The sequence below is a fragment of the Rubrivivax gelatinosus genome, assembly GCF_016583785.1.
Lineage (GTDB): Bacteria > Pseudomonadota > Gammaproteobacteria > Burkholderiales > Burkholderiaceae_C > Rubrivivax > Rubrivivax gelatinosus_B.
Genome location: NZ_NRRU01000014.1, coordinates 1 through 22,232, shown reverse-complemented (window position 1 = coordinate 22,232; position 22,232 = coordinate 1). Strand labels below are relative to the sequence as shown.

The 22,232-nt window shown below is 72.1% G+C and carries 22 protein-coding genes; 5 read left to right on the top strand and 17 right to left on the bottom strand.

What is annotated here, in order from left to right; all coding sequences use genetic code 11:
- Positions 1-2 precede the first annotated feature (2 nt).
- On the bottom strand, positions 3-1,169 hold the full coding sequence (gene coxB, locus CKO43_RS05500) for a cytochrome c oxidase subunit II (RefSeq protein WP_200378112.1): 1,167 nt from the start codon (positions 1,167-1,169) through the stop codon (positions 3-5).
- Between the two features lie 256 nt (positions 1,170-1,425).
- Positions 1,426-2,328: a methyltransferase domain-containing protein gene (locus tag CKO43_RS05495; protein WP_200378080.1), complete on the bottom strand. Its 903-nt coding sequence runs from the start codon at positions 2,326-2,328 to the stop codon at positions 1,426-1,428.
- A gap of 21 nt (positions 2,329-2,349) precedes the next feature.
- Here CKO43_RS05495 and CKO43_RS05490 point away from each other — a divergent pair, with 21 nt between their 5' ends.
- Complete coding sequence (locus tag CKO43_RS05490; protein ID WP_200229769.1) at positions 2,350-3,036, top strand: ComF family protein; 687 nt, start codon at positions 2,350-2,352, stop codon at positions 3,034-3,036.
- 20 nt (positions 3,037-3,056) lie between these two features.
- On the top strand, positions 3,057-3,527 hold the full coding sequence (locus CKO43_RS05485; RefSeq protein ID WP_200229768.1) for a tRNA (cytidine(34)-2'-O)-methyltransferase: 471 nt from the start codon (positions 3,057-3,059) through the stop codon (positions 3,525-3,527).
- Between the two features lie 4 nt (positions 3,528-3,531).
- Here CKO43_RS05485 and CKO43_RS05480 read toward each other — a convergent pair whose 3' ends face one another.
- The 4 genes from CKO43_RS05480 to CKO43_RS05465 form a co-directional block, all read right to left on the bottom strand.
- Positions 3,532-4,512: an NAD(P)H-dependent glycerol-3-phosphate dehydrogenase gene (locus CKO43_RS05480; protein WP_200378079.1), complete on the bottom strand. Its 981-nt coding sequence runs from the start codon at positions 4,510-4,512 to the stop codon at positions 3,532-3,534.
- A gap of 47 nt (positions 4,513-4,559) precedes the next feature.
- A complete protein-coding gene (gene secB, locus CKO43_RS05475) occupies positions 4,560-5,030 on the bottom strand; it encodes a protein-export chaperone SecB (protein WP_200229766.1) in 471 nt (156 codons plus the stop codon).
- A gap of 93 nt (positions 5,031-5,123) precedes the next feature.
- Entirely contained in the window at positions 5,124-5,381 is a 258-nt protein-coding gene (grxC, locus tag CKO43_RS05470) for a glutaredoxin 3 (RefSeq protein WP_200378078.1), read from the bottom strand.
- A gap of 101 nt (positions 5,382-5,482) precedes the next feature.
- Positions 5,483-6,157 (bottom strand): rhodanese-like domain-containing protein, encoded by a 675-nt coding sequence (locus CKO43_RS05465; protein ID WP_200378077.1) that lies wholly within the window; start codon positions 6,155-6,157, stop codon positions 5,483-5,485.
- 49 nt (positions 6,158-6,206) lie between these two features.
- On the opposite strand from CKO43_RS05465, the gene gpmA reads away from it, so the two are divergent.
- A complete protein-coding gene (gpmA, locus tag CKO43_RS05460; protein ID WP_200378076.1) occupies positions 6,207-6,950 on the top strand; it encodes a 2,3-diphosphoglycerate-dependent phosphoglycerate mutase in 744 nt (247 codons plus the stop codon).
- Between the two features lie 3 nt (positions 6,951-6,953).
- Here the strand turns inward: gpmA and CKO43_RS05455 are convergent, their stop codons facing one another.
- The 9 genes from CKO43_RS05455 to CKO43_RS05415 all read right to left on the bottom strand — a co-directional run bounded on the left by CKO43_RS05455 (position 6,954) and on the right by CKO43_RS05415 (position 13,574).
- Positions 6,954-7,385 carry a DUF2023 family protein gene (locus CKO43_RS05455; protein ID WP_200378075.1) on the bottom strand — a complete coding sequence of 144 codons (432 nt, stop codon included), beginning with the start codon at positions 7,383-7,385 and terminating at the stop codon, positions 6,954-6,956.
- Positions 7,386-7,411: 26 nt separating this feature from the next.
- Entirely contained in the window at positions 7,412-7,894 is a 483-nt protein-coding gene (gene fldA / locus CKO43_RS05450) for a flavodoxin FldA (RefSeq protein WP_200231926.1), read from the bottom strand.
- 160 nt (positions 7,895-8,054) lie between these two features.
- Positions 8,055-8,927 carry a ribose-phosphate diphosphokinase gene (locus tag CKO43_RS05445; protein ID WP_200378074.1) on the bottom strand — a complete coding sequence of 291 codons (873 nt, stop codon included), beginning with the start codon at positions 8,925-8,927 and terminating at the stop codon, positions 8,055-8,057.
- A 28-nt stretch (positions 8,928-8,955) separates the two neighbouring features.
- Complete coding sequence (locus tag CKO43_RS05440) at positions 8,956-9,690, bottom strand: lysophospholipid acyltransferase family protein (protein WP_200378073.1); 735 nt, start codon at positions 9,688-9,690, stop codon at positions 8,956-8,958.
- Positions 9,687-10,991, bottom strand: coding sequence for a dihydroorotase (locus tag CKO43_RS05435; protein WP_200231923.1), 1,305 nt, complete (start codon positions 10,989-10,991; stop codon positions 9,687-9,689). Before CKO43_RS05435 ends, CKO43_RS05440 begins: the two co-directional genes overlap by 4 nt.
- Before the next feature lie 5 nt (positions 10,992-10,996).
- Positions 10,997-11,959 carry an aspartate carbamoyltransferase catalytic subunit gene (locus CKO43_RS05430; protein ID WP_200231922.1) on the bottom strand — a complete coding sequence of 321 codons (963 nt, stop codon included), beginning with the start codon at positions 11,957-11,959 and terminating at the stop codon, positions 10,997-10,999.
- A 115-nt stretch (positions 11,960-12,074) separates the two neighbouring features.
- A complete protein-coding gene (gene pyrR, locus CKO43_RS05425) occupies positions 12,075-12,578 on the bottom strand; it encodes a bifunctional pyr operon transcriptional regulator/uracil phosphoribosyltransferase PyrR (protein WP_200378072.1) in 504 nt (167 codons plus the stop codon).
- Positions 12,575-12,991: a Holliday junction resolvase RuvX gene (gene ruvX, locus CKO43_RS05420; RefSeq protein WP_200231920.1), complete on the bottom strand. Its 417-nt coding sequence runs from the start codon at positions 12,989-12,991 to the stop codon at positions 12,575-12,577. The genes pyrR and ruvX overlap by 4 nt, the downstream gene beginning before the upstream one ends.
- A gap of 13 nt (positions 12,992-13,004) precedes the next feature.
- Entirely contained in the window at positions 13,005-13,574 is a 570-nt protein-coding gene (locus CKO43_RS05415; RefSeq protein ID WP_200231919.1) for a YqgE/AlgH family protein, read from the bottom strand.
- Between the two features lie 33 nt (positions 13,575-13,607).
- On the opposite strand from CKO43_RS05415, the gene CKO43_RS05410 reads away from it, so the two are divergent.
- Both CKO43_RS05410 and CKO43_RS05405 read left to right on the top strand, forming a co-directional pair.
- Complete coding sequence (locus tag CKO43_RS05410; protein WP_200378071.1) at positions 13,608-15,089, top strand: FAD-binding domain-containing protein; 1,482 nt, start codon at positions 13,608-13,610, stop codon at positions 15,087-15,089.
- A gap of 173 nt (positions 15,090-15,262) precedes the next feature.
- Positions 15,263-16,810: a methyl-accepting chemotaxis protein gene (locus CKO43_RS05405; protein ID WP_200231917.1), complete on the top strand. Its 1,548-nt coding sequence runs from the start codon at positions 15,263-15,265 to the stop codon at positions 16,808-16,810.
- A gap of 40 nt (positions 16,811-16,850) precedes the next feature.
- Here the strand turns inward: CKO43_RS05405 and CKO43_RS05400 are convergent, their stop codons facing one another.
- Together CKO43_RS05400 and CKO43_RS05395 are read right to left on the bottom strand one after the other, a co-directional pair.
- Complete coding sequence (locus CKO43_RS05400) at positions 16,851-17,870, bottom strand: diguanylate cyclase (protein ID WP_200378070.1); 1,020 nt, start codon at positions 17,868-17,870, stop codon at positions 16,851-16,853.
- Between the two features lie 5 nt (positions 17,871-17,875).
- Positions 17,876-22,168: an Hpt domain-containing protein gene (locus CKO43_RS05395; protein WP_200378069.1), complete on the bottom strand. Its 4,293-nt coding sequence runs from the start codon at positions 22,166-22,168 to the stop codon at positions 17,876-17,878.
- Positions 22,169-22,232: the final 64 nt, after the last annotated feature.

Here is a 22,232-nt window from a genome sequence, read left to right as displayed (position 1 = left end):
GTTCAAGGACGGGCCTGGGCGACCTGGGCCGGCTGCACCAGCGCGCCGGTCTGGTTGCTCCAGGCGTTTTTCGTGAAGGTGACGACGGCGGCGATCTCGGTGTCGGTCAAGGCCTTCCACGAGGGCATCGCGCCGTTGGCGGCGCCGTGCAGCACGATGTCGAGCTGGCGCGCCGGGTCGGTGCGCACGATGGCACTGCCGTCCAGCGGCTTGATCGGCCCGCCGCCGAGGCCGTCAGGGCGGTGGCAGACGGCGCAGTTGGCGGCGTAGACCTGCTGGCCGCGCGCCACCAGCTCGTCCAGCGTCCAGGTGCGCGCCGGGTCGTCGGCGGCGGCGGCGATCTCGCGCTGCTTGCCCAGCACCCAGGCGGCATAGGCCTCGGTGCTCAGCACCTTCACGTGGATCGGCATGTAGGCGTGCTCCTTGCCGCAGAGCTCGACACACTGGCCGTAGAAGTCGCCGGTGCGCTCGGCCCGGAACCAGGTGTCGCGCACGAAGCCCGGGATCGCGTCCTGCTTGACGCCCAGCGCCGGCACGCCCCAGGCGTGGATGACGTCGTTGGCGGTGGTCACGATGCGCACCTTGCGGTTCACCGGCACCACCAGCGGGTTGTCGACACGCAGCAGGTAGTCGTCGCCCTCGGGCTTGCCGGCGTCGGACATCTGGCGCTGGCGCGTGTCCAGCGTCGACAGGAAGCTGATGCCCTGGCCCTCGCCGTTGATGTAGTCGTAGCCCCACTTCCACTGGTAGCCGGTGGCCTTGATCGTCAGGTCGGCGTTGCTCGTGTCCTTCATCGCGACCACGGTGCGTGTGGCCAGCGCCCCCATCAGGATGATGATCAGGAAGGGCACGACGGTCCACGCGATCTCGACCGTGACGCTCTCGTGGAAGTTGGCCGCCTTGTGGCCCAGCGACTTGCGGTGCTTCAGGATGGACCAGAACATCACGCCGAAGACGCCGACGAAGATCACGACGCAGATCAGCAGCACGATGGTGTGCAGCGAATACTGCTCGGCGGCGATGCGGGTGGCGGCAGGCTGCAGGTTCAGCTGGCGCACCGCCGGGCCACCCGGCAGGTCCTGCACCGCCTGCGCCCAGCCGGCCAGCAGCACCAGCCCCGCGGCCAGCCCCGGCCGCCAGGCCGCGCAACGCTTCCAGGCCGATCGCATCGTCGCCTCATGCATCGCGTTCTCACTCCCGGATGTCGACGCCGAGGCGCCGGGGACGAGGGCTGCACGCAGCGGCTTCAAGACGCCGCCGCCTGCCGGCGCGGGAGGCCGCGACAGCGCGAACAGTCGTTTCGATAGCCAAGCCCCGCCCCGGTGCTGCAACCGAGCCTAAAGGGGGGCTGGCGGAATCGCTTCTGGCGCTAACCCTGATATAGATCAAGTACCTTGACCGGGAATCAGGCTCGCGCGAAGGCTCCTACGATGAAGGACGCCGCCCGGCGCGAACCATGGTTCGCAGATCCTCGAGCGGCACCGCCGTCTGCGGTGCGACACGCGGCCGCGGCGGCGGCCGGAACGCGTGTCCGAAGACGACTTCGAACGCGAGCGCCGGCCGGCCGCCGGGTGCCGCGTCAGCCGCGAGCGCCGCCTCGAGCCGCTGCCGCCAGCGCGGCGTGCGCAGCCCGGGGTGGCGCGACGCGCCGACGTTGCCGCCCAGGGTGCGCAGCTCGGCAATCGCCGCTCCCGCATCGCTCCAGGTCAGCGTGATCGTCTGCTGGTCCATCACCGGGTCGGCGAAACCGGCCTCGACCAGCATGTCGCCCAGGTCGTGCATGTCGACGAAGGGTGCGAAGGGCTGGCCCCAGCCCTGCTCGCGGTAGATCGCCGTCAGGCGCTCCAGCGTGCCCGGGCCCAGCGTCGAGAACATCAGGAAACCGTCGACCGCCAGCGCCCGGTGCCAGCGCGCCATCACCGCCTGCGGGTCGGCGCAGGCGTGCAGCATCATGTTCGCCCAGACGAGTTCGGCGCCGCCGGGTTCGAGCGCGTGCTCGGCGACGGCCGCCGGTGCCGGCGCGCCGCCCCAGCGCCGCGGCGACCACCACGGCGCCGGTGCCGCGGCCCGGGCCTCGGGCTCGACGGCGACGAGCTCGGCTTTCGGGTAGGTGCCGGCCAGCAGCTCGCGGCTGGCGCCGGTTGCAGCCCACCAGTCCAGCACACGCGCCGGCTGCTTGCGGATCACGCCCAGGCGGTCGCCCATGCGCTGCGCCACCTCGCCGTGCAGCCAGGGCGGCTCGGCCGCGGCGCGCTGGCGGCGCAGCACACGCGCCAGCGCGGCCTCGTCGACGGGACGCAGCGCTCGGGCGGCAGCGGTTTCGGGCATGGCGGGCAGTATATTGAGCCGATGTCCCACGGCGCCTGGCTCTCCCGGATGCCCGGGCAGTGCGAGGTCTGCCGCAGCGCCGCCTGCGCGGCGCTGTGCCCCGACTGCGTGAAACGTTTTGCCGCGCCGCGGCCGCGCTGCCGGCGCTGCGCGCTGCCGCTGGACCAGGGCGATGTGTGCGGCGAATGCCTGCGGACGCCGCCGCCCTTCGAACACACGGCCTGCGCCGCCGACTACGGTTTTCCCTGGGACGGCCTGGTCGCCGGGCTGAAGTTCCACGGCCGCGTCGAACTCGCCGCGGCGCTCGCACCGCTGCTGGCCGAAGCCACGCGCACGCTGCCGCCGCCGGATTGGGTCGTGCCGGTGCCGCTGTCGGCGTCGCGCCTGGCCGGCCGCGGTTACAACCAGGCCTGGGAGCTGGCCCGGCGCATCGCGGCGGCGCGCCGGCTGGCGGCGCGTGCCGACCTGCTGGAGCGCATCGTCGACACGCCGCCGCAGGCCGAACTCGGCCGCGCCGAGCGCCTGGCCAACCTGCGCGCCGCCTTCCACGTGCCGCCGGCGGCACGCGCCGCGCTGCAGGGTCGGCGCGTCGCGCTCGTCGACGACGTCGCGACCACCGGCACGACGCTGCGCGAAGCCGCTGCCGCCTTGCGCCGCGGTGGCGCCGCGGCGGTCGACGCCTGGGTCTTCGCCCGCACGCCCGAATGAGGCTGCGTTAACGTTCGCCGATGTTTGACATCGTGCTCGTCCACCCCGAAATCCCGCCGAACACCGGCAACGTCATCCGCCTGGCGGCCAACACCGGCTGCCGGCTGCACCTGGTCGAGCCGCTCGGTTTTTCGATGGACGACAAGCTGCTGCGCCGCGCCGGGCTGGACTACCACGAGTACGCGCCGCTGCGCCGCCACGCCAGCTGGGCGGCGCTGCTGGAGAGCGAGCGCCCCGACCCGGCACGGATGTTCGCGTTCACGACCCGCGGCTCGCACCCGCTGGCCGAGCAGCGCTGGCTGCCGGGCGACTGGCTGGTCTTCGGGCCCGAGAGCGCCGGGCTGCCGGCCGAACTGCTGGCGGGGTTCCCCGACACGCAGCGCGTGCGCCTGCCGATGCGCCCCGGCCAGCGCAGCCTGAACCTGAGCAACGCGGTCGCGGTCGCGGTCTTCGACGGCTGGCGCCAGAACGGCTACGACGGCGGCGCCTGAGGCGCTATTCGGCCTTGGACTGGCGGCTCATCAGCCGCCACAGCGCCGCCTCGGGCGCGACCCGCCCTTCGAGCACCTCGACCACGGCTTCCGTTATCGGCATCTCGACACCGAGTGCACGCGCGCGTTGCAGCACCGTCGCGGCGCTGTAGACGCCTTCGGAGACGTGGCCGAGCTCGGCCAGGATGTCGGGCAGCGCCTTGCCGGCGGCCAGCGCCAGGCCGACCTTGCGGTTGCGCGAGAGCTCGCCGGTGGCGGTGAGCACCAGGTCGCCCAGGCCGGACAGGCCCATGAAGGTCTGCGCCTGGCCGCCGAGCGCGATGCCCAGCCGCGTCATCTCGGCCAGGCCGCGCGTGATCAGCGCCGCACGCGCGTTCAGCCCGGTGCGCTGCAGGCCGTCGCCGATGCCGGTGGCGATCGCCAGCACGTTCTTCACCGCGCCGCCGACCTCGACGCCGACGATGTCGCGTGCGGTGTAGACGCGCAGGCTGTCGCTGTGGAAAGCCTCGACCGCGGCGGCGGCGAGTGTGTCCGACTCGCTCGCGGCGACCAGCGCCGTCGGCTGGCCGCGCAGCACCTCGAGCGCGAAGCTCGGGCCCGAGAGCACGCCGCCGGCGGCCTGCGGGCGCAGCTCGCGTGCGATCTCGTGGCCCAGCAGGCCGCTGCCGCTCTCGAAACCCTTGCAGGCCCAGAGCGCCGGGCGCTCGTCGGGCAGCGCGCCCAGCTGTTCACGCAGCCCGGCCATCGGCGTGGCGATGACCAGCAGCCCGCTCTTGCAATGCGCGAGCGCGGCGGCGCGGTCGGCGCTGACGCGCAAGGCCGCGGGCAGCGGCTCGTCGCCGAGGTAGCGGGTGTTGCGGCCGGTGGCGGCGATCTCGGCGGCCTGGGCCGCGTCACGGGTCCAGAGCAGGACCTCGTGCCGCGGCGCGGCGGCCGCGGCGAGCGCCGTGCCCCAGGCACCGGCGCCGAGGACGGCGATCTTCATCGGTTCGGCAGCGCGGATGAGCGGGGCCGCTGGCCCCGCGAAGGCGATCAGTTCGCCGAGGTGATGATCGGCGAGCCGCCGTTGGCCTGGGCGGCCTCGGCCTGCAGGCGGGCTTCGAACATCGCCTGGAAGTTGACTTCGTTCAGCAGGATCGGCGGGAAGCCGGCGCGCGTGCAGACGTCGGAAACGATGGCGCGCAGGTACGGATACACCATCTGCGGGCAGACGATGCTCAGGATGCCCTGCATCTGGTCTTCCGGGATGTTGCGGATCTCGAAGATGCCGGCCTGCTTGGCCTCGACCAGGAACAGCGTCTTGTCGGCGACCTTGGTCGTGACGGTGGCGGTGACGGTGACCTCGAAGATGCCGTCGGCCACGGCCTCGGCAGCCATCGCCAGGTTGATCTCGACCGCCGGCTGCTGCTGCTCGAGCAGGATCTGCGGCGAGTTCGGCTGCTCCAGCGACAGGTCCTTCAGGTACATGCGCTGGATCTGGAAAACGGGGGTCTCGTCGGCCATGGTGGTTCCGTGTTTGGAGGGTGGCCGCCCGGGTTCGGACGGCAGCGGCCGGGGATTATGGACCACCCGATCGGGGCTTCCGCCCCAGTGGGATCAGCCTGCCAGCAGGGCTGCGAGGCCGCCGCGCTGGTCGAGCGCGATCAGGTCGTCGCAGCCGCCGACATGGGTCTCGCCGATGAAGATCTGCGGCACGGTGCGGCGGCCGGTGAGCGCGATCATCGCGTCGCGCTGGGACGGGTCCTGGTCGACGCGGATCTCCTCGATGCGCTCGACGCCGCGCTGCTTCAGCAGCGACTTGGCGCGCAGGCAATACGGGCAGATCTGGGTCGTGTACATCCTGACGGAACTCATGCGCTGTCCTCGCCCGCGCACGGACGGCGGGCTCGTCGGAATTGTCGGATGGACGGCAAGTCCGGGATGGCCGCGGGGCGCTGGCGCCCGCGGCGCGCAGTTCAGGCCTGCTTGGGCGCAGCGTCCGGCGCTTCGGGTGCGGGCTGGGCCGGCTGGGCGGGGATTTCGGCCACCGGCACCACGTCGACCGGCTGGGCTTCGACGGGAGCGACCGGCGCGGCAGGTTCAACCGCGGCGACCGGCGCGGCAGCTTCAACCGCGGCGACCGGCGCGACCGCAGCGACCGGCTGCACCTTGGCTTCGGCCGGCTTGTTCTCGAGCCGCGCCGCCTTGCCCTTGGACTTCTCGGGCTTTTCCGGCTTCTCGGCCTTGGCGCCGCTTTCCAACGGCAGGTTGGCTTCACGCCAGCCGGCGTTGCCACCGGCGACTGCGACCGCCTTCTCGTAGCCCGCCTTGCGCAGCTGGGCCGCGGCGCGGCCGGCGCGTGCGCCCGAGGCGCACAGCAGCAGGATGGGCAGCGTCTTGTTGCCCGGAAGCCCCTTGGCGTCGGCGAGCGCGCCGAGCGGGATGTTGCGCGCGCCGACGGCGTGGCCCTTGTCGTACTCGTCGGGCTCGCAGACGTCGATCAGCACGCCCTTCTCGCGGTTGATCAGCCGCACCGCCTCGTTGGGCGCGACGCCGCGGCCGCCGCCGCCTTGGATCGTCTGCCACACGAGCAGGCCGCCGGAGAGGGCGGCCATGAAGACGAGCATCCAGTTTTCGATGAGGAAGTTCAAGGCGTCAATGTCAAAGGCGGCTAAGGACGTGAATTATAGAATTCGGCCCATGCACAAGCTCGTCCTGATCCGTCACGGGGAATCCACCTGGAACCTCGAGAACCGCTTCACCGGCTGGACCGACGTCCCGCTGACCGAAACCGGCGTCGCCCAGGCGCGCGAAGCCGGGCGCCTGCTGAAGGCGGCGGGTTACGAGTTCGACCTCGCCTACACCTCGGTGTTGAAGCGTGCGATCTGGACGCTGTGGCACTGCCTGGACGAGATGGAGCGCACCTGGCTGCCGGTCGTCAAGGACTGGCGCCTGAACGAGCGCCACTACGGCGCGCTGCAGGGCCTGAACAAGGGCGACATGGCCAAGCAGTACGGCGACCAGCAGGTGCTGATCTGGCGCCGCAGCTACGACACGCCGCCGCCGGTGCTGGACGCCGACGACCCGCGCGGCCAGCGCCAGGACCTGCGCTACGCCAAGCTCGCCCCCGAGCAGGTGCCGCTGACCGAATGCCTGAAGGACACGGTCGCGCGCGTGCTGCCGTTCTGGAACGAGGTGCTCGCGCCGGCGATCCAGGGCGGCCAGCGCCTGGTCGTCGCCGCCCACGGCAACAGCATCCGCGCGCTGGTGAAATACCTGGACGGCATCAGCGACGCCGACATCGTCGGCCTGAACATCCCCAACGGCATCCCGCTGGTCTACGAGCTCGACGACGAGTTGAAGCCGATCCGCAGCTACTACCTCGGCGACCCCGAGGCGGCGGCCAAGGCCGCGGCCGCGGTGGCGAGCCAGGGCAAGGCCTGAACTTCAGGCCGCCCGCGCCACGTCGGCCGCGGGCGCCGGGATGCAGCCCTCGAGTTGCGCCTCCCGGCCGCAGCCTTCGGGCAGCGGGCAGTCGTCGGTGTCGGGCCGCCGCGCCAGGCCCTGGCGCTTGACGAAACGTTCGCACTGCTGATCGGCGTCGTAGCCGAGCAGCGTGCCGATGATGAAGTCTTCCTCCGGCGTCAACGCGCACAGCGGCCGGTCGACGATGCGGCGCACGACCTCGATGCAGGCGCGGCGGCCGAAGAAGACGTTGCGTTTGCTCTCGCCGACGGCCTGCACGTGCACCGCGATGCCGGTTTCGCGCTCGAGCCGGCGGCATACGGCGTGGGCCTCGTGCACCGTCATCGTGAACAGGAACAGCCGGCGCACGCCCTTGCGGTACTCGTAGATGTACTGCGGTAGCAGCGCCGTCATCGGCGGGCGTGCGCCCGGCACGCTGCTCAGCGGATCGTCGCCAGCCACTGCGTGACCCTCGCCTCGGTCTTGCCGGCCTGGTTGTCCTCGTCGATGGCCAGGCCCAGAAAACGGCCGTCGCGCAGCGCCGCCGACTCGCTGAAGTCGTAGCCCGCCGGATCGGTATGACCCACCAGCTGCGCACCGCGTTCGACCGCGATGTCGTACAGGATGCCGATCGCGTCGACGAAGGAGCCGGGGTAGTTGACCTGGTCGCCGGTGCCGAAGATGGCGACGCGGCAGCGCCCGAGGTCGGCCTGCTCGAGCTTGTCGAGATGGTCGAGCCAGTCGGACTGCAGTTCGCCGTCGGCGTAGGTGGGGCAGCCCAGGATCAGCAGCGACGCGTTCTCGAAGTCGGCGACCTCGGCCTTCTTGATGTCGAGAGCCCTGCCCCCGGTCTTGGACGCGATCTTGTTGGCGATCTTGCGCGTACAGCCGCCGTCGGAGCCGTAGATGATGGTGACGCTCATGCACTGCCTTCGGTGAGATGTGGACCGGATGAGGCCGGGTCAAGACCGCGGCATCGACAGGGGCATTATGCGTAACGCGACTCATTCTCAACAAGACCGAGCGTGATGCAGGGGCATGCCTTCGCGCCCGTCGACCCGGGGACGCTGCCGCCGGCCCGGGTCAGCCGCGCAGCGCTTGCGCCAGCAGCGGCACCACCGAGACGGCGTTGGTCTCGTGCGCGACGCAGTCGCTGCTCCAGACCTGGCGCACCCCGGCGGCCTGCAGCTCGGCGAGTGCGTCGCCGACGAAGAGTGCGTGCGTGACGGCGACATCGACGCTGGCCGCGCCGCGTTCCAGCAGCCCGCGCGCGGCCGCCTGCAGCGTGCGCCCGGTGCTGGCGACGTCGTCCAGCAGCACGACGGCACGTCCGGCAACGTCGACCAGCGGCAGCGAGACGGCGACGTCACGGTCGCCGTGGCGCTGCTTGACGCAGACCGCGTGTTCCAGCCCGGCGGCAACGGCTGCCACCGTCACCCACTGCTCCGATTCGGCGTCCGGGCCGACCAGCAGCGCGCCCGGCACGCGTTCGGCGGCCAGCCGGCCCAGCAGCGGTGCGGCACCGAGCGCGACGCCGCGGCGTCCGGGCACGACCTCGTCCATCGTCGCCACGCGGTGCAGATGCGGGTCGACGGTGATGACGGCGTCGAACCAGGCGGCGAGTGCCCGCCCCAGCTGGCGCTGGCTGACGACCTCGCCCGGCGTGAACGCGATGTCCTGGCGCATGTAGCCGAGATAGGGCGCGACCAGCGTCAGCTCGGCGGCGCCCAGCTCGCGTGCACCGCCGGCCACCAGCATCAGCTCGGCCAGGCGCTCGTTGGGCCGCTGCAGCCCACGCAGCAGCACGGCACGCGCCGGCAGCACCGGCGGCAGCCGCAGCCGCGACTCGCCGTCCGGAAAGGCGTGGCGCTCGACGAAAGCCAGCGGCCAGCCCAGCGCCGCGGCCAGGGCGCGTGCGAGCAGGGCTTCGTCGTCGAAGGCGAGCAGCAGGCTCATCGGGAACTCCGCGTCGGGACGGCGGCGATCAGGGCAGCGCCGCGACGATGCCGTCCCTCAGGTTCGCGGCGAGTACCCGCCGCTCGGCATGTTCGCTCGCCTGCGGCGCCAGCACGGTGAGCTGCAGCACGAGACCACGCGCGCGGGCGAGTTTCCACAGGTTGGCGGCCAGCGTCTCGTCGCCGATCCAGGTGGCCGACGGGCTGACCGCGTGGCCGGGTTCGGTGTAACGCAGCGCCACGCCCTGCACCGGCGCACCGGCGGCGATCGCCGACTGCAGCAGGTTGGCGTGAAAAGGCAGCAGCGTGCGGCCGTCGCCGGTCGTGCCTTCGGGAAAGACGGCGACGGTGTCGCCGCGCCGCAGCGCTTCGGCCATCTGGTGCACGACCCGCAGCGCGTCGCGTTTGCTCTCGCGCTCCAGGTACAGCGACTCGGCGGCGTCGACCAGGCGGTTGGCCAGCGGCCAGTGGCGCACGTCGGCCTTGGAGACGAAACGCGCCTCGGGGCAGACGGCGTGCACCGCCATGATGTCCAGCCAGGAGACGTGGTTGGCGACGATCAGCTTGGCGCCGGGGCAGAACTCGCCCTGCACGCGCAGCTCGATGCCCAGGCGGCGCAGCATCGTGCCCGCCCACCAGCGCGTGCGGCGGTGGCGCCCGGCGCGGTCCAGCCGCGGGAAGACCCACAGCGCCATCGCGACGCCGGCCAGCCCGTGCTGCACGACGCCGGCCAGCCGCCAGAGCGCGCGCAATGTGCCGATCAAGCGGCCTCGTAGGCGACGGTGCCGGCGACCAGCGTCGCACGCACCCGGCCGGGCAGCGCCATGCCGGTGGCGGCGAAGTCGAAAGGCGTGTGTTTGCCCTGGCTCGCGAGCATCGCCGGCGACACCTGCCACTGCGCCTGCGGGTCGAAGATGCAGACGTCGGCGACGCCGCCTTCGACCAGGCGCCCGGCGCTGGAGACCAGCGAACCGACCGCGTCGCCGAGCACCCGCACCGGAGACTGCGTCACCGGCGCCAGCGACTGCGCCAGCGTCAGACCGTGGTCCTGGCCCCAGCGCAGCGCCAGGCTCAGGAGCAGCTCGAGCCCGGTGGCGCCGGGTTCGGCTTCGGCGAAAGGCAGGTTCTTCATGTCCTCGGCCACCGGGTTGTGGTCGGAGACGAGCGCGTCGATCGTGCCGTCGGCCAGCGCGGCGCGCAGCGCGTCGCGGTCGGCGCCCTGGCGCAGCGGCGGCGTCAGCCGCATGTCGGCGTTGAAGTAGCCGATGTCGACGTCGGTCAGGTGCAGCGAGTTGATGCTGACGTCGGCCGTGACCGGCAGGCCCTCGGCCTTGGCGGCACGCAGCAGCTTGACGCCGGCGGCGCTGGACAGCCGGCACAGGTGCACGCGGCAGCCGGTGACACGCACCAGCTCGAGGATGGTCTGCAGCGCCACCGTCTCGGCCGCCACCGGCACGCCGGCCAGGCCCATGCGCGTGGCCACCGCACCCGAGGCGGCGACACCCTTGCCCAGCCAGCCGTCCTGCGGCCGCAGCCAGACCGTGTAGCCGAAGGTCGCGGCGTACTGCATCGCACGCAGCAGCACCTGGGTGTCCCGGATCGCGACGTCGACATGCGAGAAGCCGACGCAGCCGGCTTCGGTCAGCTCGGCCATCTCGGTGAGCGCCGCGCCTTCGAGCCGGCGCGTCAGCGCGCCCAGCGGGAACAGCCGGCAGCGGCTCAGCTTGCGGGCGCGGAACTTCAGCATCTCGACCAGACCGGGCTCGTCGAGCACCGGGTCGGTGTCGGGCAGGCAGACGAGGCTGGTGACGCCGCCGGCGGCCGCGGCCGCGAGCTCGCTCTCGAGCATGCCTTCGTGTTCCTGGCCGGGCTCGCGCAGGCGCGCGGCCAGGTCGACGAGGCCGGGTGCGACGACGAGGCCGGTGGCGTCCAGCGTGCGTTCGGCCTGGAAGTCGCCGGCCGCGCCGATGCCGACGATGCGGCCGGAGGCGATGGCGATATCGGCCGTCTCGTCGCGGCCGGTGGCCGGGTCGACGACGCGGCCGTTGCGGATCAGGATCTTCATGGGGTTCAGGCCTGGTTGCCGGCGATCGTCGACATCACCGCCATGCGCACCGCAATGCCGAAGGTCACCTGCGGCAGGATCACGCTGTGGCTGCCGTCGGCGACGGATGACTCGATCTCGACGCCGCGGTTGATCGGGCCCGGGTGCATGACGATGCAGTCGGGCTTGGCCAGCGCCAGCTTCTCGGGCGTCAGGCCGTAGTTCTTGAAGTATTCGCCGGCCGAGGGCAGCAGCGCGCCGCTCATGCGCTCGTTCTGCAGCCGCAGCATGATGATGACGTCGGCGTCGCGTATGCCTTCGGCCATGTCGTGGCAGACCCGCACGCCCATGCCGGCCAGGTCGCCCGGCACCAGGGTCTTGGGGCCGACGGCGCGGATCTCGGGCACGCCCAGGATGTTCAGCGCGTGGATGTCGGAGCGCGCCACGCGCGAGTGCACGATGTCACCGACGATGGCCACCGTCAGCTGCGTGAAGTCGCGCTTGAAGTGGCGGATCGTGTACATGTCCAGCAGCCCCTGCGTCGGGTGCGCGTGGCGGCCGTCGCCGGCGTTGACCACGTGCACGTGCGGCGCGCAGTGCTGGGCGATCAGGTAGGGCGCGCCGCTCTCGCTGTGGCGCACGACGAACATGTCGGCATGCATCGCCGACAGGTTGGCGATCGTGTCCAGCAGGCTCTCGCCCTTGGCGGTGCTGCTCTTGTTGATGTCCAGGTTGATGACGTCGGCCGACAGCCGCTTGGCCGCGATCTCGAAGGTGGTGCGGGTGCGCGTGCTGTTCTCGAAGAACAGGTTGAACACGCTCTTGCCGCGCAGCAGCGGCACCTTCTTCACCTCGCGGTCGTTGACCGACAGAAAGGTGCCGGCGGTGTCCAGGATCTGGGTCAGCACCGCACGCGGCAGGCCCTCGATCGACAGCAGGTGGATCAGCTCGCCGTTGCGGTTGAGCTGGGGATTGCGGCGCGACAGCATCAGCGGGGCCTCCGCTGGAGCCGTTGATCGCGGCGACTCGAGGTCAGTAGGGCACCCTTCGGCCTGTCGGCCGGTCCCGCCAGGCGGGAACGAGCCCCGGACAAGTCCTGAGGTCTCATGCAGTCTCCTCGACGGCAAAGGTAAAGAGGCCGTCGTCGGTGCGCGCCAGGGACAGGCGCTGCTCCGGCGGCAGCGAGATGCGCGCCGCGGCGTGCGCGGCGGCGATGGGCAGTTCGCGCCCGCCGCGGTCGACCAGCACCACGAGCGTGACGCTGGCCGGGCGGCCGAAATCGAACAGTTCGTTGATCGCCGCGCGGATCGTGCGGCCGGTGTAGAGCACGTCGTCGACGAGCACGATGTGGCGGCCGTCGATCGCGAACGGCAGGTGCGTCGGGTCGGCGCCGGCGGCCAGGCCGCGCGAGCCGAAGTCGTCGCGGTGCAAGGCGCTGGAGATCACGCCGTGGGCGCCGGCCAGGCCCAGGTCGCGCTGCAGGCGCTCGGCGAGCCAGGCGCCGCCGGACCAGATGCCGACGAGTGCGGCGTCAGGCGGGAGCTGGCCGCGCAGGCCCTGGCGCAGGTCGGCGTACAGCGCTTCGGCATCGAGCTGCAGGACGGTCATGGGATGAGGCTTCGCAGGTGTTGGTCGAGGATCAGCGCCGCTGCCGCGGCGTCGGCGTCCCGCGCGCCGGCGGCGAGGGCGTCGACGGTGGTGTAGCGCTCGTCAACCTCGTGCACCGGCAGCCGGAAGCGGCCGTGCAACTGGCGGGCGAAGCGCCGCGCGCGGCGCGTATTGTCGTGCTCCGCGCCGTCGGGATGGAACGGAACGCCGACGACCAGCGCGTCGGGTTGCCACTCGTCAAGCAGGCGGCCGATCTCGGCGAAGCGCGCGTCGCCGTCGACGGCGATGGTCTTCAGCGGCCGGCCCTCGCCCAGCAGCGTATTGCCGACGGCGACGCCGACGCGGCGCAGGCCGAAATCGAAGGCGAGGAAGGAGCGTGCAGGCGGCTGCGGGCTGTCCGGGCTCACGGGCATCGGGCGGGCGCGCTCAGGCGTGCCCGGCGTCCTGCGACAGCATGCGCGGATCGAAGCCCAGCAGGCCGAGCGCACGGTCGTAACGCTGCTCGACGGGCGTGCCGAAGATGACCTCGGGGTCGGCGTTGACGTTGAGCCAGCCGTTGCGGCCGATCTCGTCCTCGAGCTGGCCGGCGTCCCAGCCGCTGTAGCCCAGCGTCACGAGCACGCGGCGCGGGCCGGCGCCCTGGGACAGGGCCTCGAGCACGTCCTTGCTGGTCGTCATCTCGAGGCCGCCGGGCACCGACATCGTCGAGCTGTAGCCGCTGCCGTCGCCGCCCTTCTCGTGCAGCACGAAACCGCGTTCGGTCTGCACCGGGCCGCCGTAGTACACCGGCTGCTCGGCGAAATCGTCGCGATCCAGCGCCAGATCGACACGCTCGAACAGGTTCTTCAGCTTGATGTCGATGGGCTTGTTGATCACCAGCCCGAGCGCGCCGCGCGCGTTGTGCTCGCACAGGTAGACCACCGCACCGGCGAAGGTGTCGTCCGCCATGCCGGGCATGGCAATCAGAAACTGGTTCGTCAGGTCGATGGCGGCCATGGCCGTATCTTATTCCGGGGCACACTGGCGAATGTGAACAAGAGCATCGACAGCGCCCTGGTCTGGCTGCGCCGCGACCTGCGCACCGAGGACAACGCCGCGCTTTACCACGCGCTGCGCGCGGCGCGCCGGGTCTGGTGCGTGTTCGTGTTCGACCGCGACATCCTCGACCCCCTGCCGCGCGCCGACCGGCGCGTCGAGTTCATCCACGACAGCGTCGCCGGTGTCGACGCCGAGTTGCGTGCGCTGGCGGCGACGCACGGCGTCGAGGGCGCCGGGCTGATCGTGCGCCACGGGCGCGTGCTCGAGCAGATCCCGCGGCTGGCCGCGGCACTCGGCGTGCAGGCGGTGTACGCCAGCCACGACGCCGAACCCGAGGCGCTGGCGCGCGACGCCCGGGTGCGCGGCGCGCTGGCCGCCGCCGGCATCGCGTTTCACACGGCGAAAGACCACGTCGTCTTCGAACGCGACGAGGTGCTGACCCAGAGCGGCGGCCCGTTCTCGGTGTTCACGCCCTACCGCAAGGCCTGGCAGAAGAAGCTCGAGCCCTTCTACCTCGCGCCCTACCCGGTCGAGCGCCATGCCGCGGCACTGGCGCCACGGCCCGCGGGCGAGACGCTGCCGACGCTGGCGGAGCTCGGTTTCGAGACCACCAACCTGCACACGCTGAAGCTGCCCAGCGGCCCGGCCGGCGGCCGCGAGCTGCTGGCCGACTTCCTCGAACGCATAGACCACTACGCCGACTGGCGCGACTTCCCGGCGGTCAAGGGGCCGAGCTACCTGGGGCCGCACCTGCGCTTCGGCACGGTGTCGATCCGCCATCTGGCGCGCGAAGCGCACCAGCGCATGGTCGGCGGCTCGCACGGCGCCGAGGTCTGGCTCTCCGAACTGGTCTGGCGCGACTTCTATCACCAGCTGCTGCACCACCACCCGCGTGTCGCCAGCTCGGCCTTCAAGCCCGAGTACGAACATCTGCGCTGGGAACACGGCAAACACGCCGACGAACACTTCGCCGCCTGGTGCGAAGGCCGCACCGGCTACCCGCTGGTCGACGCGGCGATGCTGCAGCTCACGCGCACCGGCTACATGCACAACCGGCTGCGCATGGTCAGCGCCAGCTTCCTGACCAAGGATCTGGGAATCGACTGGCGCCGCGGCGAAGCCTGGTTCGCGCTGCACCTGAACGACTACGACCTGGCCTCGAACAACGGCGGCTGGCAGTGGGCGGCGTCGACCGGCTGCGACGCCCAGCCCTACTTCCGCATCTTCAACCCGGTGGCGCAGAGCGAACGCTTCGACCCGGATGGCCGCTTCATCCGCCGCTACCTGCCGCAGCTGGCCCCGCTGCCCGACGCGCTGCTGCACGCCCCCTGGCGCGCGCGGCCGGCGGACCTGGCAGCCGCGGGCCTGGTGCTGGGCCGCGACTACCCCGAGCCGGTGGTCGCCCACGAGGCCGCGCGCGAACGCACGCTGGCCCGTTTTGCGGCCGTCAAACCCGCCGCCGCCAGGCGCTGAATCGGCGCCGCCGCCACAGCCGGCGGCCGGGCTTTCTTGCTCCAGCGCACACCCCGGTGGGGTAAAGGTGTTTTGCGTGAATTCAAACGGCAAACATCAATCTTTTCCATTGATGGGTTGATAGCCTTTCCCGCAAGATCGACCCAAGACAACGACCGTCAGGAGCATGCGCCGTGCGCGTCGCCAAAAAGAAGATATGGGTTCAGCTGATCACGACCATCGCCCTGGCGCTTACCGCCGTCTGGGCTGTCGGGATCGCCTGGCAAGGCAAGGTCAACCGCGAGGCCGCCATTGAACAGGCGACCGCGTTCTCCAGCAGCATGCACGACGCGACGATGGCGGGCCTGACCGGGATGATGGTCACCGGCACGATCGCCCAGCGCGCCGTGCTGCTCGACCAGGTGCGCCAGCTCGACAACATCCGTGACCTGCGCGTGCTGCGCGGCGAAGCCGTCAACAAGCTCTTCGGCAACGGCAACGGTGCCGACGCCGCCGACCCCGACGCCATCGAACAGAAGGTGCTGGCCAGCGGCCAGCCCGAGATCCACGTCGCCAGCGACGACAAGGGCGAGTACCTGCGCGTCGTGCGCCCGGCGCTGGCTTCGAAGAACTACCTCGGCAAGGACTGCACCAGCTGCCACCAGGTGCCCGAAGGCACGGTGCTGGGCGTGGTCAGCATGAAGCTGTCGCTGGACCAGAGCAACGCGCTGATGGCGCGCCAGCGCTGGCAGACGGTGCTGATGGCCATCGTCACCGGCATCCCGGTGCTGTTCATCATCTACCCCTTCATCCGCCGCGTCGTCACGCGCCCGCTGGAGCAGGGTGTCGACGTCGCCCACGCGATCGCCTCGGGCGACCTGACGCAGGACGTCAAGGTCGACAGCGGCAACGAGATCGGCCACCTGCAGCGTGCGCTGCACGAGATGCGCGGCAGCCTTGCCGCCATCGTCGGCCGCGTGCGCAGCGGCACCGGCACGATCGCCGAGGCCTCGGCGCGTATCGCCGGCGGCAACAAGGATCTCGAGTCGCGCACCGAGCACCAGGCCCAGGCGCTGCACGAGACCGCGGTCTCGATGTCGCGCCTGACCGACGCGACGCGCCAGAACGCCGAACACGCGAGCCAGGCGAACGCGCTCGCGATCTCGGCCTCGGACGTCGCCAAGACCGGCGGCGCCGTCGTCGCCCAGGTGGTGACGACGATGGACTCGATCAACGCCGCGTCCAAGCGCATCGCCGAGATCAACGGCGTCATCAACGACATCGCCTTCCAGACCAACCTGCTGGCGCTGAACGCCGCGGTCGAGGCCTCGCGTGCCGGCGAACACGGCCGCGGCTTCGCCGTCGTCGCCTCCGAGGTGCGGCTGTTGGCGCAGCGTTCGTCGCAGGCGGCGCAGGAGATCAAGACGCTGGTCGACGAGACCGTGTCGCAGGTCGGCGCCGGCTCGCGCCTGGCGCACGAGGCCGGCTCGACGATGACCGGCATCGTGCACAGCGTCAAGCGTGTCACCGACATCATGGCCGAGATCGACGCCGCCAGCCGCGAGCAGATGTCCGGCATCGAGGAAGTCAACCGCACGCTGGCCAGCGTCGAAGGCGTCACCGGCGACAACGCCCGCCTGGTGCAGGAAGCGGCGCACGCGACCGCCGAGCTTGCCGAGCAGGCCACCGCGCTCGACGACGCGGTGAAGCTCTTCCGCCTGCCGCCGGGCGGCCAGGCTTGAAGGAACGGCGGCGCCGGCAGGCGCCGCCGCTCAGCACCGTTCAGAACAGCACGACGTCGTCGCCGATGGCCGCCTCGACGAGCGCGCCGCGCGTCACCAGCGCAGCATGGCCCTCGACGCGGTTGCGCCCGCTCTGCTTGACGAAATAGACAGCCTGGTCGGCGCGTTCGAAGGCCGAACTGGGCGTATCAGAAAGCCGCACCGCGGTGAAACCGACGCTGACGGTGATGCGGCCGACGCGCGGAAACGCATGGTGTTCGACCGCCGTGCGCAGGCGCTCGAAGGCCGCACCGGCGGCGATGGCGTCGTCGCAGCGCATCAGCACGACGAACTCCTCGCCGCCGAAGCGGTAGAGCAGATCGCCCTGGCGGAACACGCCGCGCATCAGCCGCGCCAGCAGCAGCAGCACCTCGTCGCCGATCAGGTGGCCGTGGCAGTCGTTGACGTGTTTGAAGTGGTCGATGTCGACCACGCCGAGCCAGGCGTTGCGGCCGCCACGGCGCAGGCCGGTCGCCGGGTCGGGCACCGGCGGCGCCGGCACCGTGCTGCGCATGAAACTCTCGTCGAAGGTCTTGCGGTTGAGCAGCCCGGTCAGCGTGTCGCGCTCGCTGTAGTCCAGCAGCGAATGGAAGTTGCGGTAGACACGCAGGATGCTGCCGGCCAGGCGCAGCTGCTCGGTCGACAGCGGCCGCTCGGTGTGCAGCTCGATCACCGCTTCGCAGTCGCGCTCGAGGTCGAGCGGAAACAGCGTCTGCGCTGGCGGGCCGTCGACCACCATGCCTTCGCGCTGCTGCAGGCAGGCCTGGCGCAGCGGATGCGCGGCCAGCGGCGGCAGCGTAGCCAGGTCGGCCCAGAGCGCGTCGGCGCTCGGCACCGTCTCCCCGGCCGTCAGGCGCGCGCGCGTCAGCCAGCGCCGGTCCTCGGGCTCGCCGACGATGCGGTAGATCGCGATCTCCCGGGGCCGCAGCAGATCGTGCAAGGCGCTGACGAGGGTCGCGTCGAGCGCGTCGCGGTCTCGGAACCCGGTGAGTTCCGCCAGATGGTCGGCTACCCGGGACACGCGCTTTAGGCCGGCGAGGCCGCTCCTGCGTAACGTTCGACGAGGGCCAGCAGCTCCTCCTCGGAATAGGGTTTTCCGAGGTAGTGGTCGGCACCGAGCGCCGCCGCGTGATCGCGGTGCTTCTGGGCGATGCGCGAGGTGATCATCACCACCGGCAGCCCGGCCAGCGCCGGGTCGCCGCGCACCGCACGCAGCAGGTCGAAACCGTCCATGCGCGGCATCTCGATGTCCGAGAGCATCAGTGCCGGGCGGATCTCGGCCAGGCGCTCGAGCGCCTCGACGCCGTCCTTGGCGGTGACGACGCGCCAGCCCTCGCGCTGCAGCAGCCGCTGCGTGACGCGGCGCACCGTCAGCGAATCGTCGACCACCAGCACCTGCGGCGCCGGCGGCGCTTCGGGCTCGGCCTGTGGCGCGCCGGCGTCGGCCGCCGCGCCCTGCTCCAGGCGCGTGCGCGCAGCCGGGCCGTAGAGCGTGGCCAGCGCGACCGGGTTGTAGATCAGCGCCACCGCCCCGCTGGGCAGCAGCGTCACGCCCGCCAGCCCGGGCACGCGTGCGAGCTGCGGGCCGACGTTCTTGACCACCACTTCCTGGTTGCCGACGACCTCGTCGACGTGCAGCGCGACACGCTGCTCGGCCGAGCGGATGACGACTACGGCCTGGGTGCGTCCGACGGCGACACCACGCGCCGGCCCGTCCAGCAGCGCCGCCAGCCAGTGGAAGGGCATCGTGCGCTCGCCGTCAGTGAACTCGCCGCCGGCATAGGCGGCCTCGACATCCGCCGGCAGCACGCGGCGCACCGCCTCGATCAGCGTCGACGGCACCGCCACCGCCATCTCGCCGCAGCGCAGCATCACGACCTGCGTCACCGCCGTCGTCAGCGGCAGCAGCAGGCGAAACCGCGTGCCGCGCCCGGGTTCGGCCGCCACCTGGACGCTGCCGCCCATCGCGTCGACCTCGGAGCGCACGACGTCCAGGCCGACGCCGCGGCCGGCGAGTTCGGTGACCTCGCGTGCGGTGCTGAAGCCGGGCGCGAAGATCAGCTGCGCCAGCGCGGCGTCGTCCGCCGGCGCATCGGCGGCCAGCAGGCCGCGTTCGAGCGCGCGTTCGCGGATGCGCGCCAGGTCCAGCCCGGCGCCGTCGTCGCGCAGCTCGACGCCGACCTCGTTGCCTTCCTGCGTGATCGCGAGCGTGATCGTGCCGGTGGTGTCCTTGCCGGCGGCACTGCGCTGCGCCGCGGGCTCGATGCCGTGCACGACGGCGTTGCGCAGCAGGTGCTCGAAAGGCCCGGCCATGCGCTCGAGCACGCCGCGGTCGACCTCGATCGCGCCGCCGACGATGTCCAGGCGCACGCTCTTGCCGGTCTCCTTGGCCGCCTGGCGCACGGTGCGGTAGAGGCGGTCGCTGGCGCTGTCGAACTCGACCATGCGCGTGCGCAGCAGGTCGTCCTGCAGCTCGCGCGTGAGCCGCGCCTGCGCCGCGAGTTCGTCCTCCGCCGACTGCAGCGTGCGCTGCAGGCTGCGCTGCAGCGTGGCGACGTCGTTCACCGACTCGGCCATGAAACGCGTCAGCTCCTGCAGCCGCGTGAAGCGGTCCATCTCGAGCGGGTCGAAGACCTCGGCCGCGGCCTTGGCCGCCTCCAGCCGCGAGACCATCTGCGACTCGGCCTGCAGCTCGATGTCGCGCAGCTGGCTGCGCATGCGCTCCAGGCTGCCGGTCAGCTCGCCGAGCGAGGACTGCAGCTGGCGCACGCCGCCGTCCAGGCGGGCGCGCGCGATGCTGACCTCGCCGGCCTGGTTGACCATGCGGTCGAGCAGGCTGCCGCGCACACGCACCACCGCGGCTGCGGCCGGGGCCGCGCGTTCCGGCGGCGGTGCAACGGCGGCAGCACCGGTGGCGAAACGGCTCCAGTCGATCTCGGCGGCCGGCTCCTCGGGCAGCGGCGGCGTCTCGTCGACCGCGGCTTCGGCCGGCAGCAGAGCGGCGGCGGGCGCCTGCGGCGCCGGGGCGCGCAGCGCCTCGAAGTCGCCGAGCATCGCGTCGGCGTGCGCCAGCAGCAGCTCGACCTCGTGCGCATGCACGCCGCCGCGGTCGGCCAGACGCTCGATCGCGGTCTCCATGCGGTGGGCGCGTTCGCCCAGGCGCATCGCACCGGCCAGGCGCGCACCGCCCTTGAAGGTGTGCAGCGTGCGCATGCAGGCCGCCGGCGCGCCGGCGTCGGCCGGGTTGTCGGCCCAGTCGCGCAGCCGGCCCAGCAGCTGCGGCAGCAGCTCGTCGGCTTCGTCCTCGAAGATCGGGAACAACTCGTTGTCGAGCGCGTCCTCGGCGGCGATGTCTTCGTCCAGCCCGCTGTCGACCGCACCCAGGTTGTCCAGCACCGAGGGCCGCGGCAGGTCGGGCCAGAGCTCGTGGTCGGCCAGGCGCTCGACGATGGCCGGCGCCACCGGGCGCAGGAAACCGGCAGCGAACTGGTGCAGCAGGCGGCGGATCTCCTCGGCGGCATCGGCGAACAGCGCCGGCTCGCCGGCGCGGCCGCGGCCGCAGCCGCGCGAGCGCATCAGCGCGTGTTCGAGCGCACGCGCCAGCGACGACAGCTCGGCATAACCGACGGTGGCCGAACTGCCGGCAAGCGAATGCGCGAGCGCGACCGCGCTGTCGGACACCGCGCGGTGTTCGTGCTCCAGCGCCCACTCGGCGAGTTCGGTGCCCAGGCGGCGCGAGAGCTCGTCGGCCTCGTTCAGGTAGATGTTGAACAGCGGCAGCGGGATCTGCAGCGCGCCGATGATCTTCACCGGCTCATCGTCGGGCGCGGGCTCGGCCGGCTCGGCCGGCTCGGGCGCGGCGACGGCTTCGGCCGGCAGCGGCGCGGGCTCGGCCGGAAGCGGCTGGGCCTCGACCGACAGCGGCTCGGCCTCGACCGGCAGTTCGTCCGGCGCGGTGTCGACGGCGAAGGCGTCCGCCTCGTCCGGCGGCGGCAGCTCGGCGAAGGCCTCGGCCGCGACCGGCAGCGCCGCTTCGGCGATGGTGGAGGTGTCCGCGGCCGCTGTCTCGGGCTCGGCTTCGGCCGGCAGCTCGGGCGCCGCCGCGGCTTCGACGGTCTCGATGCCGGCGTCGGTGGGCCACGAGGGCTCGGCTTCGACGGCGGGCGGCTCGGGGAAGGCGGCGGCACGTTCGAAAGCCGCTTCGTCGAACGCCGGCAAGGGCGCCGGCACGGTCTCGGGTTCGAGTTCGGGTTCGGCTTCTGCCGGCGCCTCGACGGGCCAGTCGATCTCGGTGCTCTCGGCCACCTCGACGGCCGGCAGCGGCGGCTCGGGCGCCGGCTCGGCGAACACCGGCTGCGGCAGCGGCTGCTGCTGCGGCTCGTCCCAGGACGGCGGCCAGGCGATCTCGTCGGCGCTGGGTTCGCCCGGCAGCGGCCCGGCGGCAGGATGCAACGCCTCGGCCGGCGCGGGTTCGAGCTCGGCGGCACTGATTTCGCCCAGGTCGAAGTCGAAATCGACCGCGGTGGCCGGCGGCAGCGCGGCCGGCGCCGGCGGGGCTTCGATCGGCTCGACCGGCGCGAAGTCCTCGACAGTCTCGGCCGCCGGCAGCAGCTCGGCCTCGGCGGCTTCGAGCTCGCCGAGATCGAGGCTGAACTCGGGCTCGGCCGTCGGCACCGGCGTCGCAGGCCGGGGCGTGGGCGTGCCGAAGTCCAGATCCAGATCGGAGGCGCTGGGCAGGTCGCGCACACGCTCGGCGAGCGCCGGTGCCGGCGCGGCGCTGGCATCGGCGGCGGGGTCGAAGTCGAACTCGAAGTCGAGCCCGGCAGCGGTCTCGGCCGGTGCGGCCGGCGGCACGGGAGCCGCGACCGGCGCTGCCGGCAGCTCGGTGACGACCGGCAGCTCGGCCGTGACCGCCGGCGCGGCAGGCGTCGGGGTGGCGATCGGCAGGCGCTGGCCGTCCAGGCGCAGCGCGTCGGCGGCACGCGCCACCGGCTGCCAGGCATGGCCGTCGTCGCGGCCGGCGGCCAGCGCTTCGGTCCAGGCGGCGAAATAGTTCAGCGCCTCGGTCGTGAAGGCGCGCAGCGCCGGGTCCAGGCGCGGCGACTGCGCCAGGCGCGAGTTGAACAGCTGCTCGCAGGCCCAGGCGGCTTCGCCGAAGTCCTTCAGCCCGACCATGCGCGAGCTGCCCTTGAGCGTGTGGAAGGCGCGCCGCACCGCGGTCATCTCGCCCAGGTCCTCGGGCTCGTCGGACAGGCGCGCCAGCGACTCGTGCGCCGCCGGGATCACCTCGCCCACCTCCTCGAGGAAGACGGCGCGCATCTCGTCATCTTCGGCCGTCGGCACCGGTGGCGGCGCCGGGACCGCGGGCGCGGCGGGCGCAAAA

Excerpts from the sequence above, each read along its gene's own strand:
- CKO43_RS05415 (WP_200231919.1), bottom strand. The coding sequence starts at position 13,574 with ATGGCCGCCATCGACCTGACGAACCAGTTTCTGATTGCCATGCCCGGC.
- CKO43_RS05445 (WP_200378074.1), bottom strand. The coding sequence starts at position 8,927 with ATGAGCCTGCTGCTCGCCTTCGACGACGAAGCCCTGCTCGCACGCGCC.
- CKO43_RS05490 (WP_200229769.1), top strand. The coding sequence starts at position 2,350 with ATGTCCCACGGCGCCTGGCTCTCCCGGATGCCCGGGCAGTGCGAGGTC.
- grxC (WP_200378078.1), bottom strand. The coding sequence starts at position 5,381 with ATGAGTTCCGTCAGGATGTACACGACCCAGATCTGCCCGTATTGCCTG.
- CKO43_RS05455 (WP_200378075.1), bottom strand. The coding sequence starts at position 7,385 with ATGACGGCGCTGCTACCGCAGTACATCTACGAGTACCGCAAGGGCGTG.
- coxB (WP_200378112.1), bottom strand. The coding sequence starts at position 1,169 with ATGCGATCGGCCTGGAAGCGTTGCGCGGCCTGGCGGCCGGGGCTGGCC.
- CKO43_RS05430 (WP_200231922.1), bottom strand. The coding sequence starts at position 11,959 with ATGCTGTCGCGCCGCAATCCCCAGCTCAACCGCAACGGCGAGCTGATC.
- CKO43_RS05495 (WP_200378080.1), bottom strand. The coding sequence starts at position 2,328 with ATGCCCGAAACCGCTGCCGCCCGAGCGCTGCGTCCCGTCGACGAGGCC.
- gpmA (WP_200378076.1), top strand. The coding sequence starts at position 6,207 with ATGCACAAGCTCGTCCTGATCCGTCACGGGGAATCCACCTGGAACCTC.
- secB (WP_200229766.1), bottom strand. The coding sequence starts at position 5,030 with ATGGCCGACGAGACCCCCGTTTTCCAGATCCAGCGCATGTACCTGAAG.
- CKO43_RS05485 (WP_200229768.1), top strand. The coding sequence starts at position 3,057 with ATGTTTGACATCGTGCTCGTCCACCCCGAAATCCCGCCGAACACCGGC.
- pyrR (WP_200378072.1), bottom strand. The coding sequence starts at position 12,578 with ATGACCGTCCTGCAGCTCGATGCCGAAGCGCTGTACGCCGACCTGCGC.
- CKO43_RS05435 (WP_200231923.1), bottom strand. The coding sequence starts at position 10,991 with ATGAAGATCCTGATCCGCAACGGCCGCGTCGTCGACCCGGCCACCGGC.
- ruvX (WP_200231920.1), bottom strand. The coding sequence starts at position 12,991 with ATGCCCGTGAGCCCGGACAGCCCGCAGCCGCCTGCACGCTCCTTCCTC.
- fldA (WP_200231926.1), bottom strand. The coding sequence starts at position 7,894 with ATGAGCGTCACCATCATCTACGGCTCCGACGGCGGCTGTACGCGCAAG.
- CKO43_RS05480 (WP_200378079.1), bottom strand. The coding sequence starts at position 4,512 with ATGAAGATCGCCGTCCTCGGCGCCGGTGCCTGGGGCACGGCGCTCGCC.
- CKO43_RS05395 (WP_200378069.1), bottom strand. The coding sequence starts at position 22,168 with ATGCGCGCCGTCTTCCTCGAGGAGGTGGGCGAGGTGATCCCGGCGGCG.